Source organism: Achromobacter sp. (genome assembly GCF_050285565.1).
Classification (GTDB): Bacteria; Pseudomonadota; Gammaproteobacteria; order Burkholderiales; family Burkholderiaceae_B; genus Achromobacter.
Window position 1 is genome coordinate 237,334 of the sequence record NZ_JBLZXG010000001.1, and the last position, 17,815, is coordinate 255,148.

Annotated in this window: 14 protein-coding genes; 9 read left to right on the forward strand and 5 right to left on the reverse strand. The window is 65.9% G+C overall.

From position 1 onward, the window contains the following. Window positions 1–19: 19 nt before the first annotated feature. Together prpB and ACN6O8_RS01100 are read right to left on the reverse strand one after the other, a co-directional pair. Entirely contained in the window at window positions 20–910 is an 891-nt protein-coding gene (gene prpB, locus ACN6O8_RS01095; protein WP_427989246.1) for a methylisocitrate lyase, read from the reverse strand. 267 nt (window positions 911–1,177) lie between these two features. After that, a complete protein-coding gene (locus ACN6O8_RS01100) occupies window positions 1,178–2,167 on the reverse strand; it encodes a malate dehydrogenase (RefSeq protein ID WP_427989247.1) in 990 nt (329 codons plus the stop codon). A 359-nt stretch (window positions 2,168–2,526) separates the two neighbouring features. On the opposite strand from ACN6O8_RS01100, the gene ACN6O8_RS01105 reads away from it, so the two are divergent. The 8 genes from ACN6O8_RS01105 (at window position 2,527) to ACN6O8_RS01140 (ending at window position 9,573) form a co-directional block, all read left to right on the forward strand. Continuing rightward, on the forward strand, window positions 2,527–3,306 hold the full coding sequence (locus ACN6O8_RS01105; protein ID WP_427989248.1) for a GntR family transcriptional regulator: 780 nt from the start codon (window positions 2,527–2,529) through the stop codon (window positions 3,304–3,306). Between the two features lie 121 nt (window positions 3,307–3,427). Further along, window positions 3,428–3,844 carry a succinate dehydrogenase, cytochrome b556 subunit gene (gene sdhC, locus ACN6O8_RS01110; protein ID WP_006389362.1) on the forward strand — a complete coding sequence of 139 codons (417 nt, stop codon included), beginning with the start codon at window positions 3,428–3,430 and terminating at the stop codon, window positions 3,842–3,844. After that, a complete protein-coding gene (gene sdhD / locus ACN6O8_RS01115) occupies window positions 3,845–4,228 on the forward strand; it encodes a succinate dehydrogenase, hydrophobic membrane anchor protein (protein WP_427989249.1) in 384 nt (127 codons plus the stop codon). 15 nt (window positions 4,229–4,243) lie between these two features. Next, entirely contained in the window at window positions 4,244–6,010 is a 1,767-nt protein-coding gene (gene sdhA / locus ACN6O8_RS01120) for a succinate dehydrogenase flavoprotein subunit (protein WP_208025194.1), read from the forward strand. Window positions 6,011–6,028: 18 nt separating this feature from the next. Continuing rightward, window positions 6,029–6,745, forward strand: coding sequence for a succinate dehydrogenase iron-sulfur subunit (locus tag ACN6O8_RS01125; protein ID WP_024068140.1), 717 nt, complete (start codon window positions 6,029–6,031; stop codon window positions 6,743–6,745). A 26-nt stretch (window positions 6,746–6,771) separates the two neighbouring features. After that, the gene (locus ACN6O8_RS01130; RefSeq protein ID WP_049077540.1) at window positions 6,772–7,032 is read left to right on the forward strand and encodes a succinate dehydrogenase assembly factor 2; all 261 of its coding nucleotides are present in this window, start codon (window positions 6,772–6,774) and stop codon (window positions 7,030–7,032) included. A 19-nt stretch (window positions 7,033–7,051) separates the two neighbouring features. After that, entirely contained in the window at window positions 7,052–8,362 is a 1,311-nt protein-coding gene (locus ACN6O8_RS01135) for a citrate synthase (RefSeq protein ID WP_427989250.1), read from the forward strand. 113 nt (window positions 8,363–8,475) lie between these two features. Continuing rightward, a complete protein-coding gene (locus ACN6O8_RS01140; protein WP_427989251.1) occupies window positions 8,476–9,573 on the forward strand; it encodes a hypothetical protein in 1,098 nt (365 codons plus the stop codon). A gap of 28 nt (window positions 9,574–9,601) precedes the next feature. Here the strand turns inward: ACN6O8_RS01140 and ACN6O8_RS01145 are convergent, their stop codons facing one another. The 3 genes from ACN6O8_RS01145 to mdeB form a co-directional block, all read right to left on the reverse strand. Further along, entirely contained in the window at window positions 9,602–10,054 is a 453-nt protein-coding gene (locus ACN6O8_RS01145) for a DUF2214 family protein (protein WP_427989252.1), read from the reverse strand. Window positions 10,055–10,203: 149 nt separating this feature from the next. Continuing rightward, window positions 10,204–12,501 carry an NADP-dependent malic enzyme gene (locus ACN6O8_RS01150; protein ID WP_427989253.1) on the reverse strand — a complete coding sequence of 766 codons (2,298 nt, stop codon included), beginning with the start codon at window positions 12,499–12,501 and terminating at the stop codon, window positions 10,204–10,206. Window positions 12,502–12,744: 243 nt separating this feature from the next. Continuing rightward, on the reverse strand, window positions 12,745–15,432 hold the full coding sequence (gene mdeB / locus ACN6O8_RS01155) for an alpha-ketoglutarate dehydrogenase (protein ID WP_427989582.1): 2,688 nt from the start codon (window positions 15,430–15,432) through the stop codon (window positions 12,745–12,747). Window positions 15,433–15,726: 294 nt separating this feature from the next. Here mdeB and ACN6O8_RS01160 point away from each other — a divergent pair, with 294 nt between their 5' ends. After that, window positions 15,727–17,778, forward strand: coding sequence for an OPT family oligopeptide transporter (locus ACN6O8_RS01160; RefSeq protein WP_427989254.1), 2,052 nt, complete (start codon window positions 15,727–15,729; stop codon window positions 17,776–17,778). Window positions 17,779–17,815: the final 37 nt, after the last annotated feature.

Sequence of the window (17,815 nt, forward strand, 5' to 3'; positions counted from 1 at the left end):
CGGATGGGGGCGGCTGCGGTCAGCCCTTGCCCTTCTGGAACAGGGCATCCAGTCTCGATTCGAATTCGTGGTAGCCGATGCGGTCGTACAGTTCCTCGCGCGTCTGCATCAGGTCGACCACGTTCTTCTGGTGGCCATCGCGGCGGATCGCGGTGTAGACCGCCTCGGCGGCCTTGTTCATGGCGCGGAAGGCCGACAGCGGGTAGAGCACCATGCCCACGCCCACGCTCTTGAGCTCTTCCACCGAGAACAGCGGCGTCTTGCCGAATTCGGTGATGTTGGCCAGCACCGGCACCTTCACGGCCTTGACGAAGCGGTCGTAGGTGGGCAGGTCGTAGGCGGCCTCGGCGAAGATGGCGTCGGCGCCGGCTTCGACGCAGGCCAGCGCGCGCTCGATGGCGGCGTCCACGCCGTGCGAGGCGATGGCGTCGGTGCGCGCGATCAGGTAGAAGTCGCTGTCGGTGCGGGCGTCGGCCGCGGCCTTGACGCGGTCGGCCATTTCCTCGGTGCCGACGATTTCCTTGCCGGGGCGGTGGCCGCAGCGCTTGGCGCCGACCTGATCCTCGATGTGGCAGGCGGCGGCGCCGAACTTGATCAGGCTCTTGACCGTGCGGGCGATGTTGAACGCCGAGGGGCCGAAGCCCGTGTCGATGTCGACCAGCAGCGGCACGTCGCAGACGTCGGTGATGCGGCGCACGTCGGTCAGCACGTCGTCCATGGTGTTGATGCCCAGGTCGGGCAGGCCCAGCGAGCCCGCCGCCACGCCGCCCCCCGACAGGTAGATGGCGCGGTAGCCGGCGCGCTTGGCCAGCAGGGCGTGGTTGGCGTTGATGGCGCCGATGATCTGCAACGGGGTTTCTTCGGCGAGCGCGCGGCGGAACAGGGCGCCTGCGGATTCGGGTCTGGACATGGGAGTCTCCGTTATAGGGGCCGGGTGTCGTGACGTCGCCCCGGCTGGGATGTCAGGTCTTGCGGGTCCGCGGCGGGCCGGATCGGGATCCGGCCCCTGGCCATGACCTTACCGCGGTCGCGGCGCGTAAATCTGTCCCCTTCGCGACAATTCCTTGCGCGCTCGCAAAGGGACAGGTTTGCGTGCCGCGGGCGGCGCATCCGCGGATGCGCCGCCCGCTTGCGAATTGGGCCCGCGTCAACGGGCCCAATTCTGCGTGATGACTGCTTACTTCAGCAGGTCCTTGACGCCGTCGCGCTCTTCCAGGAGCTCTTTCAGCGTGAAGTCCAGGCGCTCGCGCGAGAAGGCGTCGATTTCCAGGCCTTCGACGCGCTTGTATTCGCCGTTTTCGGTGGTGACCGGCACGCCGTAGATGATGCCTTCGGGGATACCGTAGGAACCATCCGAGGGAACGCCCATGGTGACCCATTTGCCGTTGCTGCCCAGCACCCAGTCACGCACGTGGTCGATGGCGGCGTTGGCGGCCGAGGCGGCCGACGACAGGCCACGGGCCTCGATGATGGCGGCGCCGCGCTTGCCCACGGTGGGGATGAAGGTTTCGCGGTTCCAGGCGTCGTCGTTGATCAGCTTGGCCAGCGATTCGCCGCCGACGGTGGCGAAGCGGTAGTCGGGGTACATGGTGGGCGAGTGGTTGCCCCACACGACCAGCTTCTCGATGTCGGCCACGGCCTTGCCCGACTTGGCGGCCAGTTGCGACAGGGCGCGGTTGTGGTCCAGGCGCAGCATGGCGGTGAAGTTCTTGGCGGGCAGGTCCGGCGCCGACTTCATGGCGATGTAGGCGTTGGTGTTGGCGGGGTTGCCCACGACCAGCACCTTGACGTTGCGGCTGGCGACGTCGTTCAGGGCCTTGCCCTGCGCCGTGAAGATCTGCGCGTTGACGGACAGCAAGTCCTTGCGCTCCATGCCCGGGCCGCGCGGGCGGGCGCCCACCAGCAGGGCCACGTCGGCGTCCTTGAAAGCGGTGCGCGGATCGCTGTGCGCGGTGACTTCCTGCAGCAGCGGGAAGGCGCAGTCATCCAGTTCCATGATGACGCCCTTCAGGGCCTTTTGCGCTTTTTCGTCGGGGATTTCAAGCAGTTGCAGAATGACGGGCTGATCTTTGCCCAGCATTTCGCCGGAGGCGATGCGGAACAGCAGTGCGTAACCGATTTGGCCGGCGGCGCCGGTGACGGCGACACGCAAGGCAGGCTTAGACATGGACGTTCTCCGTAATGGTGTGGCGAGAAAATAATCTCACCAATCAGTGTAATCCGTTGACTGGCGAAGACGGGCCGCGCGCGAGGGGGCGCAGGTGTCGCCGGACAGCCAGGAATCCTAGAACTAATTCACGGGTGCGTCAATTGATCTTATATCTTATATAAGACATAAGACGTTGGACAGTGTTACCCCCGATATGCCACAATAGAGCGTTTGTTCGAATGCGCCGCAGCGCCGCCGGCTGCGCGCCTGTAATCAGGCCAGAAAACCGGCCCCGCCGCAGCGCAAGCGAATGGAAACCGCATCGTTTGCGCTGTCTTTCCATTCTCCGGATGAACCTGACGCTTCCAAGACGATCCATGGCAGACCCCCGGCCCGAAACTCCCCTACGCACTCGCGCCGCCCGTCCAGCGGGCGAGGGGGCCGCTTTCAGTCCGTTGTATCGCCAGATCAAGGATCTGCTCGTCCAGAGCCTGGATCGCGGCGAATGGAAGCCCGGTGAACTCATCCCCAGCGAAATCGATCTGGCCGCCCGTTTCCAGGTGAGCCAGGGCACGGTGCGCAAGGCGGTCGATGAGCTGGCCGCCGAACACCTGCTGCTGCGCCGCCAGGGCAAGGGCACCTTCGTCGCCACCCACCATGAAGCCCGCGTGCGCTACCGTTTCCTGCGCCTGGCCCCCGATGAAGAGGGCCTGGCCGTGCGCGCGGAAAGCCGCATCCTGGAATGCCGCCGCCTGCGCGCGCCGGCCGAGATCGCGCGCGCCCTCGATCTGCGGGCTGGCGAAACGGTGATTTCCATCCGCCGGCTGTTGTGCATGGGACAGGTGCCCACCGTCCTGGACGATATCTGGCTGCCGGGATCCATCTTCCGCGGTCTCACCTTCGAGCTGCTGAGCGCCAACAAGGCGCCGCTCTATGGCCTGTTTGAATCCGAGTTCGGCGTCAGCATGGTGCGCGCGGACGAAAAGCTGCGCGCGGTGGCCGCGCCGGCCGAAGTCTGTACGCTGCTTAATGTTGCCGCCGGCACGCCGTTGTTGCAGGTGGATCGTGTGTCGTACACCTATGGTGACCGCCCCATGGAAATTCGGAGGGGCTTGTACTTGACCGATCGATATCACTACCGCAATAGTCTGAATTGATGAGCTTTTTACCTACGATTTGATACCAACCCGATCTCTGGGCGAAAATACCGTGCTTGCCCGCAAGGGCCACGGCATTAGCGCCGTCACGATTCCCTAGTTCCGAAACACCGAGGCCGTCATGTCCGACACCGCTGCCAAGCCACGTCCGCAGTTTCGCAATATTGGGCTTGCCCAAGTTGCGTTCTCCTATCGCCTGCCCCTGGCCGGCAAGCTGTCCATCCTGCACCGCATCAGCGGCATATTGCTGTTCCTCTGTCTGCCCTTGGTCATTCTGCCGCTGTTCGCGGCTAGCGTGGCCTCGCCGCAGACCTTCGCGGCCGTCGCCGCGTATGCCGGCAACCCGATCGTCAAGCTCGTCCTCCTGGTCCTGATCTGGGGCTACCTGCATCACTTCTGTGCGGGCATCCGCTACCTGCTGCTGGATCTGCACCTGGGTATCGACAAGCTGTCGGCCAAGAAGAGCGCCGGCGTGGTTTTCGGTGTCAGCCTGGCGCTGACCCTGGTGTTCGCCCTCAAACTGTTCGGAGTGCTGTAAATGGCCGCCGCTAAAAACTACGGACCCAAGCGCCTGGTCGTTGGCGCCCACTATGGCGTCATCGATTTCATCATCCAGCGCATCACCGCCGTCATCATGGCCGTGTACACGCTGGTGCTGCTCATCGGCATCCTTTTGATGCCGGCCTTCACCTACGAATCGTGGCACGCGCTGTTCACGTTCTACGTGGGCGTTCTTCCGGTCGGCCAGATCCTGGCGACCCTCGCTTTCTTTGCGTTGGCCTGGCATGCCTGGATTGGCGTGCGCGACATCTGGATGGACTACGTCAAGCCGGTGGGCCTGCGCCTGCTGCTGCAAGTGCTGACGATCCTCTGGTTGGTCGGTTCGGTCGTTTACTTCGCGCAAATCCTCTGGAGCATCTAAGCCGTGGTCTCTGTCATGAAATCCTTGCCGCGCCGCCAGTTTGATGTGGTGGTCGTTGGCGCCGGCGGAGCCGGCATGCGTTGTTCGCTGCAACTGTCCCAAGCGGGCCTGTCCGTTGCGGTGCTGTCCAAAGTGTTCCCCACGCGTTCGCACACCGTGGCCGCGCAAGGCGGCGTCAGCGCCTCGCTGGGCAACATGAGCGAAGACAACTGGTACTGGCACATGTACGACACCGTCAAGGGGTCGGACTGGCTGGGCGACCAGGACGCCATCGAATTCATGTGCCGCGAAGCCCCGAACGCCGTGTACGAGCTGGAACACTTCGGCATGCCGTTCGACCGCAACCCCGACGGCACCATCTACCAGCGTCCGTTCGGCGGCCACACCGCCAACTTCGGCGAAAAGCCGGTCCAGCGCGCCTGTGCCGCTGCCGACCGTACCGGCCACGCGCTGCTGCACACGCTGTACCAGCGCAACGTCGCCGCCCGCACCCAGTTCTTCGTCGAATGGATGGCGCTGGATCTGCTGCGCAACGAAGCCGGCGACGTCGTGGGCGTGACCGCCCTCGAAATGGAAACCGGCGAGATCTACATCCTGGAAGCCAAGACCACGGTGCTGGCCACCGGCGGCGCCGGCCGTATCTGGGCCGCTTCCACCAACGCCTTCATCAACACCGGTGACGGCCTGGGCATGGCCGCTCGCGCGGGCATCCCGCTGCAGGACATGGAATTCTGGCAGTTCCACCCGACCGGCGTGGCCGGCGCGGGCGTGCTGATCACCGAAGGCGTGCGCGGCGAAGGCGGCATCCTGCTGAACAAGGACGGCGAGCGTTTCATGGAACGCTACGCGCCCACGCTGAAGGATCTGGCCCCGCGTGACTTCGTGTCGCGCTCGATGGACCAGGAAATCAAGGAAGGCCGCGGCTGCGGTCCGGACGGCAGCTACGTGGTGCTCAAGCTCGACCACCTGGGCGCCGACGTCATCAACAAGCGCCTGCCCTCGATCCGCGAAATCGCCATCAAGTTCGGCAACGTCGACCCGATCAAGGAACCGATCCCCGTCGTGCCGACCATCCACTACCAGATGGGCGGCATCCCGGCGAACTACCACGGCCAGGTGCTGACGCGCGAAAACGGCGAGAACAAGATCGTCAACGGCCTGTACGCCATCGGCGAGTGCGCCGCGGTGTCGGTGCACGGCGCCAACCGCCTGGGCACCAACTCGCTGCTGGACCTGATCGTGTTCGGCCGCGCCACCGGCAACCACATCGTCAATTCGCATCCGGAACGCCAGCACGCGCACCAGCCCGTGCCGCAGCAAGCCGTCGAATTCTCGATGGACCGCATCAACAAGCTGGAATCGCGCACCTCGGGCGAAAAGACCCAGGACATCGGCAACGCCATCCGCTTCTCGATGCAGCGCCACTGCGGCGTGTTCCGCACGCTGGAGCTGCTGAACGAAGGCGTGACCCAGATCGAAGACCTGGCCAAGCAAGCCGACAACATCTACTTCAAGGACAAGTCCAAGGTGTTCAACACCGCGCGCGTCGAGGCGCTGGAACTGGCCAACATGACCGAAGTGGCCCGCGCCACCATCAAGTCGGCCGCCAACCGCACCGAAAGCCGCGGCGCCCACGCGCTGGACGACCACCCGACCCGCGACGACGAGAACTGGCTCAAGCACACGCTGTGGTATTCCGAAGGCAGCCGCCTGGATTACAAGCCCGTGCAGATGAAGCCGCTGACGGTCGAGTCCTTCCCGCCCAAGGCGCGTACCTTCTAAGTCCGGATAGAGCCTACTATGAGCACCAAGAGAATCGTCAAGTTCGAAATCTACCGCTACGATCCGGACAAGGACGAGCGCCCGTACATGCAGAAGCTGGAAGTCGAACTCCAGCCCACCGACAAGATGCTGCTCGATGCGCTGGTGCGCATCAAGAACGACGTCGATGACAGCCTGGCCCTGCGCCGCTCGTGCCGTGAAGGCGTGTGCGGTTCGGACGCCATGAACATCAACGGCAAGAACGGCCTGGCCTGCACGACCAACCTGCGCGAGCTGAAGGAACCGATCGTGCTGCGCCCGCTGCCGGGCCTGCCCGTGATCCGCGACCTGATCGTGGACATGACGCACTTCTTCAATCAGTACCACTCGATCCGCCCGTACCTCATCAACGACACGCCGCCGCCCGAGAAAGAGCGCCTGCAGTCGCCCGAGGCGCGCGAAGAGCTGGACGGTCTGTACGAGTGCATCCTGTGCGCGTGCTGTTCCACTTCCTGCCCGTCGTTCTGGTGGAATCCGGACAAGTTCGTCGGCCCGGCCGGCCTGCTGCAAGCCTACCGCTTCATCGCCGACAGCCGCGACGAAGCCACCGGCAGCCGTCTGGACAACCTGGAAGATCCGTACCGCCTGTTCCGTTGCCACACCATCATGAACTGCGTCGATGTCTGTCCCAAGGGACTGAACCCGACCAAGGCGATTGGCAAGATCAAGGAACTGATGGTCCGTCGCACGGTCTAGTAGTTTGGCGTATTTAAGGTGTAATGATGAGCAGGCTTACTGAACTGGAACGGGCGCGTCTGCGTTGGCGGGCGCGCCGGGGCCTGCTCGAAAACGACTTGATCATCACCCGGTATCTCGACGCCTACGAGGCCGAGCTTACCGACGATGACGTGACGGCATTGACGCAGCTCTTCGAGTTGGGAGACAACGATCTTCTCGACCTGCTGCTGGCGCGCAAGGAGCTCGAGGGCGCGCTCGACACGCCCCGGCTCCGCGGCATCATCGGCCAGATGCGGTCGCTCTGATTAATTGAGAGGAAAAAACATGAACCTGTCTGATAAAAAAGCCACTCTGTCCTTTTCGGACGGCAGCGCACCCATTGAGTTCCCTGTCTACAAGGGCACGGTCGGTCCGGATGTGATCGACATCCGCAAGCTGTACGGCCAGACGGGCATGTTCACGTTCGACCCCGGCTTCATGTCGACGGCGGCGTGCGAATCGGGCATCACCTACATCGACGGCGACAAGGGCGAGCTGCTGTACCGCGGCTACCCCATCGAACAACTGGCCGTCAATTGCGACTTCATGGACATCTGCTACCTGATCCTGAACGGCGAACTGCCGAACCAGGCACAGAAGTCCGACTTCGATTCGCAAGTGACCCATCACACGATGGTCAACGAGCAACTGCATTTCTTCCTGCGCGGCTTCCGTCGCGACGCCCACCCGATGGCCGTCCTGACGGGCCTGGTGGGCGCGCTGTCGGCGTTCTATCACGACTCGACCGACATCACGAATCCGCAACACCGCCACATCTCGGCGATCCGCCTGATCGCCAAGATGCCGACGCTGGTCGCGATGGCGTACAAGTATTCGCAAGGCCAACCGTTCATCTACCCGCAGAACGACCTGTCCTACACGGGCAACTTCCTGCGCATGATGTTCGGCACGCCGTGCGAAGAGTACAAGGTCAACGAAGTCGTCGAGCGCGCGCTCGACCGCATCTTCATCCTGCACGCCGACCACGAACAGAACGCCTCGACCTCCACCGTGCGTCTGTGCGGTTCGTCGGGCACCAACCCCTTCGCCGCCATCTCGGCCGGCGTGGCTTGCCTGTGGGGCCCGGCCCACGGCGGCGCCAACGAAGCTTGCCTGCAGATGCTCGAAGAACTGCAAGCCAACGGCGGCATCGCCAAGGTCGGCGAGTTCATGGAGAAGGTCAAGGACAAGAACTCGGGCGTGCGCCTGATGGGCTTTGGCCACCGCGTCTACAAGAACTACGACCCGCGCGCCAAGCTGATGCAGGAAACCTGCAAGGAAGTGCTGGCCGCCCTGGGTCTGGAAAACGACCCGCTGTTCAAGCTGGCCATGGAACTGGAACGCATCGCCCTGGAAGATCCGTACTTCGTGCAGCGCAAGCTGTACCCGAACGTGGACTTCTACTCGGGTATCGTCCAGCGCGCCATCGGCATCCCGACCTCGCTGTTCACGGCCATCTTCGCGCTGGCCCGCACGGTGGGCTGGATCGCCCAGTGGAACGAAATGCTGTCGGATCCCGATTACAAGATCGGCCGTCCGCGCCAGCTGTTCACCGGTTCGGTCACGCGCGACGTGCCGCCGATGGACAAGCGTTGATCCGCTGCCTGGCCTGACCAAGAAACCGCCTGCGGGCGGTTTTTTGTTGCCTGCTCGCCGCGCCGGTCATCGCGTCGTCGCGGCGGGGTGATTTGGCGTTTATCATCCCTGCCATGATTCCGATAGCGTTGCCCTCGGCGGGCTTCTACATTTTCGTTTCCCTGGGGTTTCTTGCCGGCCTGGTGCTGCTCGGCTGGGCGCTGGCGCTGGTTGCCAGCGGGGGCGCGCGCCGCACGGTTCGCAAGTACTGGAAGACCTCCAGTCTGCTGTTCGTGGTGCTGGTGATTCCCTTCGCCTTCTATGCCTGGGTCCAGACGGTCATCTGGCAGATCGAGCGGGAAGGCGCCCGCCGCGAGGCCGCCCGCAACGTCACCCTGGCGGCGGCGACGACGGTCGGGGGCGTTGCCATGCCCGCCGGCACGCGCCTAAAGTTGCAGGACGAAGGCCAGCTTGAGACTTATGTCGAGGCCGAGTTTCCGCGGCCGGTGGCCATGTACGGCGTGCAGGCGCTGCGCGCGCAGCGCTATCTTGATGCCGACTACGACAGCGAGACCTACGCGCTGCGCGGCCGCCACCCGCGCAACGTGTTGCTGCGCGGCGCGGGCAGCCAGCCGGTGCGGGGCTGGCAGTGCGATGCCACTCAGGATATCGAATTCGACGTGGCACGCGATGGCGCCATGAAGATGCTGAACAAGTGCGTGCTGGGCCGGGGCAACCGGGTCGGGGATCTGGAGCTGGCGCCCGGTTCCATCGTCTATGAATCCAGCGGCACCGTCTACACCGATGGCTCGCGCGATCCGGATCGATGGCGCATCGAGGTCAAGGACCCGGTCGCGGTCAAGCTGTTCGGCCTGCCATTGAGTGAGCCGCGCCTTTACCTGGATGACCAGCGGCGCCTGTTGCGGGTGAGCGATGCGGAGCTGGCCTGCCCGACGCGCCTGGGTGGCGTGAGTTATGCCGCTGGCACGCAGGTGCAGACGATGCGGCGCGGCCGCGAACCGTTTCCGGGCGTGCTGGTGTTGAGTCCGTGGAATGGCCAGGTCGCCACGCGCGACGGCCAGGCCGACGTGCCGGAGGGCATGTCGGTGATGCAGACGCTGGATGGCAAGGTCGTCGACGTGGTCAGGAACGATACGGTGGGGGTGTTTCACTTCGCCACGATCACCGTGGGCGACGAGGTGCCCGAGCCGACCCGCGCGCGCTGTCCGTGAGGCGCGCGGGCCGTCCGCCGCCTGCCGCCTAGGCGCCGATGCCGCGCGCCATCAGCACGGCGAACAACGGCAGAAAGATGAACAGGTGCGATTCGACCATCACCCAGCGGCGCGCGCGCTTGATCTGCGCGGCGTCCGGCACGAAGGCGGGTTGCTGGCGCGCCTGCTTCGCCCAACGCAGGAAGGCCAGCGTGGGCGGGGCCGAACAGAGGCCGATGATGACGAACAGCGTGATCTTGGCGTGGAACCAGGGGTTGCCCATGTAGAAGGCGGCGCCCTTGATGCCAAGGGTCAGGCGCAGCACGCCGGTGACCAGCACCAGGATCGCGCTGATCAGATAGAGGCGGTCGTAGATCACCAGGCGCTTGAGCGTGGCTGGCGTCAGGTCGGGGCGCAGCAGCACCGCTTCAGCGGTCAGCACCACCACCAGCACGAAGATGGCCAGGAAGTGAAACCAGGCCAGGAAGGCGTCGAGCAGCATGGGGTCGGACTCCAGTGGGAAAGGGGCTGGCAAGAAGGTCAGCCCAGTTTTTACCATCCGGCCGACGTTGCGTACCAGCGCGGCCATCAAGCCGGCAAAAAAAGGACGCCCCGCGGGGCGTCCTGGACTTGCCGATCAGCGCAATGTGATCAACGGCGCTGCTTGGCGGCTTCGGCGGCTTCCTGCTGCGCGTCGACCACGGCCAGGGCGGTCATGTTGACGATGCGGCGCACGGTGGCGCTGGTCGTCAGGATATGCACCGGGCGCGCGGCGCCCAGCAGGATCGGGCCCATCGCGACGCCATTGCTGCCGGTCATCTTCAGCATGTTGTAGGTGATGTTGCCGGTGTCCAGCGTCGGCATGACCAGCAGGTTGGCGCGGCCCTTCAGGGTGCTGTCGGGGTAGGCCAGCACGCGGATCTTTTCCGACAGGGCGGCATCGGCGTGCATTTCGCCGTCCACTTCCAGGTCGGGCGCGCGGTCTTGCACCAGCTGGCGCGCGGCGGCCATCTTGCGCGAGGATTCCGTGACGCGGCTGCCGAAGTTCGAGTGCGACAGCAGGGCGATCTTGGGCACCACGCCGAAACGCAGCATCTCGTCGGCGGCCTGGATGGTGATGTTGGCGACTTCCTCGGCCGACGGGTTTTCGTTGACGTGGGTGTCGGTGACGAACAGCGTCTGGTCGGGCAGCATCAGCACGTTCAGGGCGGCGTAGGTCTGGCCTTCCTTCTTGCCGATGATTTCGTCGATGTACTTGAGCTGGTTGTCGTACTTGCTGGCCACGCCGCACAGCAGCGCGTCGGCATCGCCACGGCGCAGCAGCATCGCGCCGATCAGCGTGTTGTGCTTGCGGATCATCGCCTTGGCGATGGCCGGCGTCACGCCTTCACGGCCCTTGAGCTGGTAGTACGCGTTCCAGGTTTCGTTGAAGCGGCTGTCGTCTTCGGGATCCACGATCTCGAAGTGCTGGCCGGCGATGAGGCGCAGGCCAGCCTTCTGGATGCGCATCTCGATGACGGCGGGACGGCCGATCAGGATCGGGAACGCCAGCTTCTCGTCGGCAACGGTCTGCACGGCGCGCAGGACGCGCTCGTCTTCGCCGTCGGCGTAGATGACGCGCTTGGGCGCCTTCTTGGCCTGGGCGAACAGCGGGCGCATCAGCTGGCCCGAGTGGTACACGAAGCCCATCAGCTTCTGGCGGTAGGCTTCGATGTCCTCGATGGGACGGGCGGCAACGCCGGAGTCGGCGGCGGCCTGCGCGACGGCCGGCGCGATCTGGACGATCAGGCGCGGGTCGAACGGCTTGGGGATGATGTACTCGGGACCGAACGACAGTTCCTGGCCAGCGTAGGCGCGGGCCACTTCATCGTTCTGCTCGGCCTGGGCGAGTTCGGCGATGGCCTTGACGCACGCCAGCTTCATTTCCTCGGTGATGCGCGAAGCGCCGGCATCCATGGCGCCGCGGAAGATGAACGGGAAGCACAGCACGTTGTTGACCTGGTTCGGATAGTCCGAACGGCCGGTGGCGATGATGCAGTCGGGGCGGGCGGCCTTGGCGACTTCCGGGCGGATTTCCGGTTCCGGGTTGGCCAGCGCCAGGATCAGTGGGCGGTCGGCCATGGTCTTGACCATGTCGGCGGTCAGCACGCCGGCGGTCGAGCAGCCCAGGAACACGTCGGCGCCGTTGACCACGTCGGCCAGCGTGCGCGCGTCGGTCTTTTGCGCGTAGCGCTTCTTGTTGGCTTCCATGTTTTCATCGCGGCCGTCCCAGATCACGCCGCGCGAGTCCACCACGTAGATGTGCTCGCGCTTGACGCCCAGGTGCACCAGCAGATCCAGGCAGGCGATGGCGGCGGCGCCGGCGCCCGAGCAGGCCAGCTTGACCGTGCCGATGTCCTTGCCCACGACCTTCAGGCCGTTGAGGATGGCGGCCGACGAGATGATGGCGGTGCCGTGCTGATCGTCGTGGAAGACGGGGATCTTCATGCGCTCGCGCAGCTTCTTCTCGATGTAGAAGCACTCGGGCGCCTTGATGTCTTCCAGGTTGACGCCGCCGAGCGTGGGCTCGAGCGCGGCGATGATGTCGACCAGTTTGTCGGGGTCGTTCTCGGCCAGTTCGATGTCGAACACGTCGATGCCGGCGAACTTCTTGAACAGGCAGCCCTTGCCTTCCATGACCGGCTTGGCGGCCAGCGGGCCGATGTTGCCCAGGCCCAGCACGGCGGTGCCGTTGGTGATCACGCCCACCAGATTGCCGCGCGAGGTGTACTTGGACGCGGCGTCATCGCCCTGGTCGAAGATGGCCATGCAGGCGGCGGCCACGCCGGGCGAGTACGCCAGCGACAGGTCGTCCTGGTTGGCGAGGGGCTTGGTCGGGGTGACCGAGATTTTGCCGGGGGTGGGATAGGCGTGGTAATCCAACGCCAATTTGGTGAGGGTTTCGTCCATGGGATATAGCCTTTGCGGCGCTAACTGTAGGTAAAAAACGGAAAGCAAAAAGCGGGCTCGCGGCCCGCCGTATTCTTTGGGAAATGCTTAGGGAACACCCGTATTTCAACAGAAAGCGGCGCGGATTGGTTGCTGCAGCGCAGCGATCGTCCGATTTTGATCAAGCGGGCGCGTCTTGGCCTGGCCGGCATAGCGCTGGAAAAAGCCTCGCGACAGGAGGCTTTTCCCTTTGCTTTCAGGGTGTTATTGCGCCCAGGGCGGCACGGCGCGGGCCATGGCCCCGAGTTTGCGCCGCAAGCCTTCCGTCTGCTCTTGCCGGCCCAGGCTGTCGAGGGCGTGGAGCACGATCCAGTCGGCGCTGACTTCGAAGAAGTCGCGCAGCCGGGCCCGGGTGTCGCTGCGGCCGAAGCCGTCGGTGCCCAGCGTGCGGTAGGGCGCGGGCACCCAGGCGCGAATCTGTTCGGGCACCGCGCGCACGTAGTCGGTCACGGCCACCACCGGCGCGTCGCTGCCGCCCAGGCAGGTGCGCACCCAGTCCGCGTCAGGCGCCGTGGGCAGGCCGAGCGCGCGGGCGCGTTCGGCCTCGCGGCCGTCGCGCGCCAGTTCCGAGAAGCTGGTCACGCTCCAGACCTCGGCGTCCACGCCGTATTCGGCGTGCAGCCGCTGGGCCGCCGTTTCGGCTTCGCGCAGCATGGGGCCGGCGCCCAGCAGGCGCACCGCCGCCTGCTGGCGGGCCGGGCGCAGGCGGTACATGCCGCGCAGGATGCCTTGGGCGGCCACGCCGTCCGCCGGCAGGTCGGGCTGCGCCAGATTCTCGTTGGTGACGGTGAGGTAGAAGAACTCGTCGCGTTGCTCGTCCAGCATGCGGCGCATGCCGTATTCGACGATGACGGCGACCTCGTAGGCATAGGCCGGATCGTAGGCGCGGCAGTTGGGCACGGCCGCGGCCATGATGTGGCTGGAGCCGTCCTGGTGTTGCAGGCCTTCGCCGCCCAGCGTGGTGCGGCCGGAGGTGGCGCCGATGAGAAAGCCGCGCGTGCGCTGGTCGGCCGCGGCCCAGATCAGGTCGCCGATGCGTTGGAAGCCGAACATCGAGTAATAGATGTAGAACGGCAGCATCGGCAGGCCGTTGACCGAGTAGCTGGTGCCGGCCGCGGTCCACGACGAGATCGCGCCGGCCTCGGTGATGCCTTCTTCCAGGATCTGGCCGTCGCGCGCTTCGCGGTAGTACAGCACCGAGCCGATGTCCTCGGGTTCGTACAACTGGCCTTGCGCCGAATAGATGCCGATCTGGCGGAACAGGTTGGCCATGCCGAAGGTGCGGGCCTCGTCGGCCACGATGGGCACGATACGCGGGCCGACCTGCGGGTCTTTCAGCAGCGCCGTCAGCATGCGCACGATGGCCATGGTGGACGACATCTCCTTGCCGTCGGCGGCCAGCGCGAAGCGCGCCCATTGCTCGACCGCCGGCGGCGCCAGGCGCGGCGCCTGGGTCTGGCGCCGTGGGATGTGTCCGCCCAGGGCGGCGCGGCGCGCCTGCAGGTGGCGCAATTCGGCGCTGTCCTCGGCCGGGCGGTAGAACTTGAGCGCCAGGCAGTCGGCGTCGGAGATCGGCAGGGCGAAGCGGTCGCGGAACGCCAGCAGCGCTTCGTCGTCCAGCTTCTTCTGCTGGTGGGTGGTCATCTTGCCCTGGCCGGCCGTGCCCATGCCAAAGCCCTTCTTGGTCTGCGCCAGGATCACGGTGGGCTGGCCGCGATGATTGGCGGCGCGGTGATAGGCGGCATGGATCTTGACCATATCGTGGCCGCCACGATGCAGGCGGTCGATGGCCTCGTCGCTCCAGTCGGCCACCAGCGCCGCCAGCTCGGGATTCTGGTTAAAGAAATGGGCCCGGTTGAAGGCGCCGTCGTTGGCGGCGAAGGTCTGGAACTGGCCATCCACCGTGTTGGCGAAAGCGCGCGCCAGGGCGCCGGTGGCGTCGCGGCGCAGCAGCGCGTCCCAGTCGCTGCCCCAGACCAGCTTGATGACGTTCCAGCCGGCGCCGGCATACAGGGTTTCGAGTTCGTCGATGATGCGGCCGTTGCCGCGCACCGGGCCGTCCAGGCGTTGCAGGTTGCAGTTGACCACGAACACCAGGTTGTCGAGCTTCTCGCGCGCGGCCAGCGTCAGCGCGGCGATCGATTCGGGCTCGTCCATCTCGCCGTCGCCGAAGATGCCCCAGACCTTGCGGTCACTGGCGGGAGCCAGCGAACGGTGCTCCAGATAGCGCATGAAGCGCGCCTGATAGATGGCGTTGATGGGGCCGATGCCCATCGAGCCGGTGGGAAATTGCCAGAAATCCGGCATCAGCCAGGGGTGCGGATACGACGACAGCCCGCGCAGGCCGCGCGATGTGGCGGTGATCTCCTGGCGGAAGTGGGCCAGGTCGTCCTCGCTCAGGAACCCCTCCAGGTAGGCGCGGGCGTAGACGCCGGGCGCGGAGTGCGGCTGCATGTAGACCAGGTCGCCCGGGCCGTCGGCGGTACTGGCGCGGAAGAAATGGTTGAAGCCGACCTCGAACAGGTCGGCGGCCGAGGCGTAGCTGGCGATGTGTCCGCCCAGCTCGCCGTGGGCCTGGTTGGCGCGCACCACCATGGCCAGCGCATTCCAGCGGTTGATGCGGGCGATGCGTTCCTCGACCGCCAGGTTGCCGGGGAAGGGCGGTTCCTGCTCGGCCGGAATCGTGTTCAGGTAGGCGGTGCGGGTCTGGCTGTTGGCGCGCAGGCCCAGCGTGGCGGCGTATCCGAGCAGGTTGTCCAGCACATAGCCCGCCCGCGCGGCGCCGGCGGCCTGCACCAGGGATTGCAGGCCGTCGCGCCATTCGGCGGTTTCGGCGGGGTCGGTATCGTGCCGGGGCTCCGGCCCGGCGGAGGAATGGCTGGCGTCGCACATGATGGATTTGTCTCCTTGTTGCGCCATGCTAGTCCTGTCGCCGGGGCATGAGTGATCAAAATGCCGGGGGGAAATCCAGGTTTTCAGCATAATCTTTTGCTGATTTTGGTATGAGCGGCAGGATGTGCCGCCGCAGGCCACTTACCTGTGGTGACCACCTGCTGGACGCCAAGGCGCTAGAATTCGCGCTTCACAAAAAGCAATCCGGCAACCAGCAGGGCGGCAACGTCCTGACGGCCGGGGCCGTCCCGCCCCCGGGCGGGCTCGCGTCCCGGCCAGTAAAGGGAGACTTCAATGACTCAACCCTCCAGCGTCCCGGCAGAAGTCACGCTACCGGAGCTTACGTTCCGCGGCGTGCTGCTGGGCGCGGTGATCACCATCATCTTCACCGCCTCCAACGTATTCCTGGGGCTCAAGGTCGGCCTGACCTTTTCGTCGGCGATCCCGGCGGCGGTGATTTCCATGTCGGTGTTGCGGCTGTTCAAGGACGCCAACATCCTCGAAAACAACATGGTGCAGACGCAGGCCTCGGCGGCCGGCACGCTGTCTTCCATCATTTTCATCCTGCCCGCCCTGGTCATGATGGGCCACTGGCAGGGCTTTCCGTTCTGGCAGACCCTGGGCATCTGCGCCGCCGGCGGCATGCTGGGTGTGATGTTCACGATTCCGCTGCGCCACGTCATGGTGGTGCAGAGCGACCTGCCGTATCCGGAAGGCGTGGCGGCGGCCGAGATCCTGCGGGTCGGCAGCGCCGAGCGCGCCCAGGATGCGGCCGGGCAGACTGACCGGGCGCCGGCCAAGCCGGCCGCCACGGGCATGGGCGACATCGTCAGCGGCGGCGTGGTGGCGGCGGCGGTCAGCTTCGCGGCCAGCGGCCTGCGGGTGCTGGGCGACAGCGTCAGCGGCTGGTTCTCACTGGGCGGCGCGGTGTTCCGGCTGCCCATGGGATTCTCGCTGGCGCTGCTCGGCGCCGGCTACCTGATCGGCATCGTGGCCGGCCTGGCCATGCTGACCGGGTTGGTGATCTCGTGGGGCATCGCGGTGCCGATCCTGACCTCGATGGCCGAGATTCCCGCCGGCATGTCGCTGGCGAAGTTCGCCACCGGGCTGTGGTCGTCGCAGGTGCGCTTTATCGGCGCGGGCGTGATCGGCGTGGGCGCCATCTGGACGCTGGCGACGCTGTTTCTGCCCATGGCGCGCGGTGTCAAGGCCTCGTTCTCGGCGCTTACCCGGGCCGGCGCGGCGCGCGCGGGCAAGGCCCCGCGCACCGAGCGCGATCTGTCGGCCGGCTGGATCTCGGTCGTCACGCTGTTGCTGGTGGCGGTGCTGGTGATTACGTTCCAGGTGTTCCTGGCGGACGCGCCGCTGTCGGCCGCGGCCATCTGGAAACTGGTGGCCTACGCGGTGCTGTTCGCCTTCGTGTTCGGTTTTCTGGTGGCGGCGGCCTGCGGCTACATGGCCGGCCTGGTGGGCTCGTCGACCAGCCCGATCTCGGGCGTGGGCATCGTTGCCATCGTGCTGGTGTCGCTGCTGATGCTGGCGCTCGGCGGCGAACTGCTGGCGGTGCAGAACGGCGTGCAGATGACGATCGCGCTGGCCATCTTCAGCACCTCGGCGGTGGTGGCGGTGGCGTCGATCTCGAACGACAACCTGCAGGACCTGAAGACCGGCTGGCTGGTGGGCGCGACGCCCTGGCGCCAGCAGGTGGCGCTGCTGATCGGCTGCGTGGTCGGCGCGGCCGTGATCTCGCCGGTGCTGGAACTGCTGTACAACGCCTACGGCTTCGCCGACGCCATGCCACGCGAAGGCATGGACGCGGCGCAGGCGCTGTCGGCGCCGCAGGCCACGCTGATGCTGGCGATCGCGCGCGGCATCTTCACCCACCAGTTGAACTGGACCATGATCCTGATCGGCATGGCGGTGGGCGTGGGCCTGATCGTGCTGGACGAAATCCTCAAGCGCACTTGCAAGGTGGCACGCATCCCGGTGCTGGCGGTGGGCATCGGCATCTACCTGCCGCCGACCGTGGCGGCGCCGATCGTGGTCGGCGCGCTGTTGGCCTGGCTGCTGGAACGGGCGCTGCGCCGCCGTGCCGCGGCCGCCGGCAAGGAGTACGAATCGTTCGCCGAAGCCGCCAATCGGCGCGGCGTGCTGATCGCGTCTGGCCTGATCGTGGGCGAGAGCCTGGTGGGCGTGGTGATGGCGGCCATCATCGGCGCCGCCGACACCGATGCGCCGCTGGCGATCGCGGGCGAGGAATTCGCGCGCGCCGCCTCGTTCCTGGGGCTGGCGGTGTTCGCGCTGGTGGCGGCGCTGTTCTGGCGCCGGGTGATGCGCCTGGCGTAGCGCCGCGGCGCATCGATCAAAAGGGCATGGCGCGTGG

What these genes read in the sequence shown, in the direction of transcription:
- prpB (WP_427989246.1), bottom strand. Translation starts at nt 910, where the DNA reads ATGTCCAGACCCGAATCCGCAGGCGCCCTGTTCCGCCGCGCGCTCGCC.
- ACN6O8_RS01100 (WP_427989247.1), bottom strand. Translation starts at nt 2,167, where the DNA reads ATGTCTAAGCCTGCCTTGCGTGTCGCCGTCACCGGCGCCGCCGGCCAA.
- ACN6O8_RS01105 (WP_427989248.1), top strand. Translation starts at nt 2,527, where the DNA reads ATGGCAGACCCCCGGCCCGAAACTCCCCTACGCACTCGCGCCGCCCGT.
- sdhC (WP_006389362.1), top strand. Translation starts at nt 3,428, where the DNA reads ATGTCCGACACCGCTGCCAAGCCACGTCCGCAGTTTCGCAATATTGGG.
- sdhD (WP_427989249.1), top strand. Translation starts at nt 3,845, where the DNA reads ATGGCCGCCGCTAAAAACTACGGACCCAAGCGCCTGGTCGTTGGCGCC.
- sdhA (WP_208025194.1), top strand. Translation starts at nt 4,244, where the DNA reads ATGAAATCCTTGCCGCGCCGCCAGTTTGATGTGGTGGTCGTTGGCGCC.
- ACN6O8_RS01125 (WP_024068140.1), top strand. Translation starts at nt 6,029, where the DNA reads ATGAGCACCAAGAGAATCGTCAAGTTCGAAATCTACCGCTACGATCCG.
- ACN6O8_RS01130 (WP_049077540.1), top strand. Translation starts at nt 6,772, where the DNA reads ATGAGCAGGCTTACTGAACTGGAACGGGCGCGTCTGCGTTGGCGGGCG.
- ACN6O8_RS01135 (WP_427989250.1), top strand. Translation starts at nt 7,052, where the DNA reads ATGAACCTGTCTGATAAAAAAGCCACTCTGTCCTTTTCGGACGGCAGC.
- ACN6O8_RS01140 (WP_427989251.1), top strand. Translation starts at nt 8,476, where the DNA reads ATGATTCCGATAGCGTTGCCCTCGGCGGGCTTCTACATTTTCGTTTCC.
- ACN6O8_RS01145 (WP_427989252.1), bottom strand. Translation starts at nt 10,054, where the DNA reads ATGCTGCTCGACGCCTTCCTGGCCTGGTTTCACTTCCTGGCCATCTTC.
- ACN6O8_RS01150 (WP_427989253.1), bottom strand. Translation starts at nt 12,501, where the DNA reads ATGGACGAAACCCTCACCAAATTGGCGTTGGATTACCACGCCTATCCC.
- mdeB (WP_427989582.1), bottom strand. Translation starts at nt 15,432, where the DNA reads ATGTGCGACGCCAGCCATTCCTCCGCCGGGCCGGAGCCCCGGCACGAT.
- ACN6O8_RS01160 (WP_427989254.1), top strand. Translation starts at nt 15,727, where the DNA reads ATGACTCAACCCTCCAGCGTCCCGGCAGAAGTCACGCTACCGGAGCTT.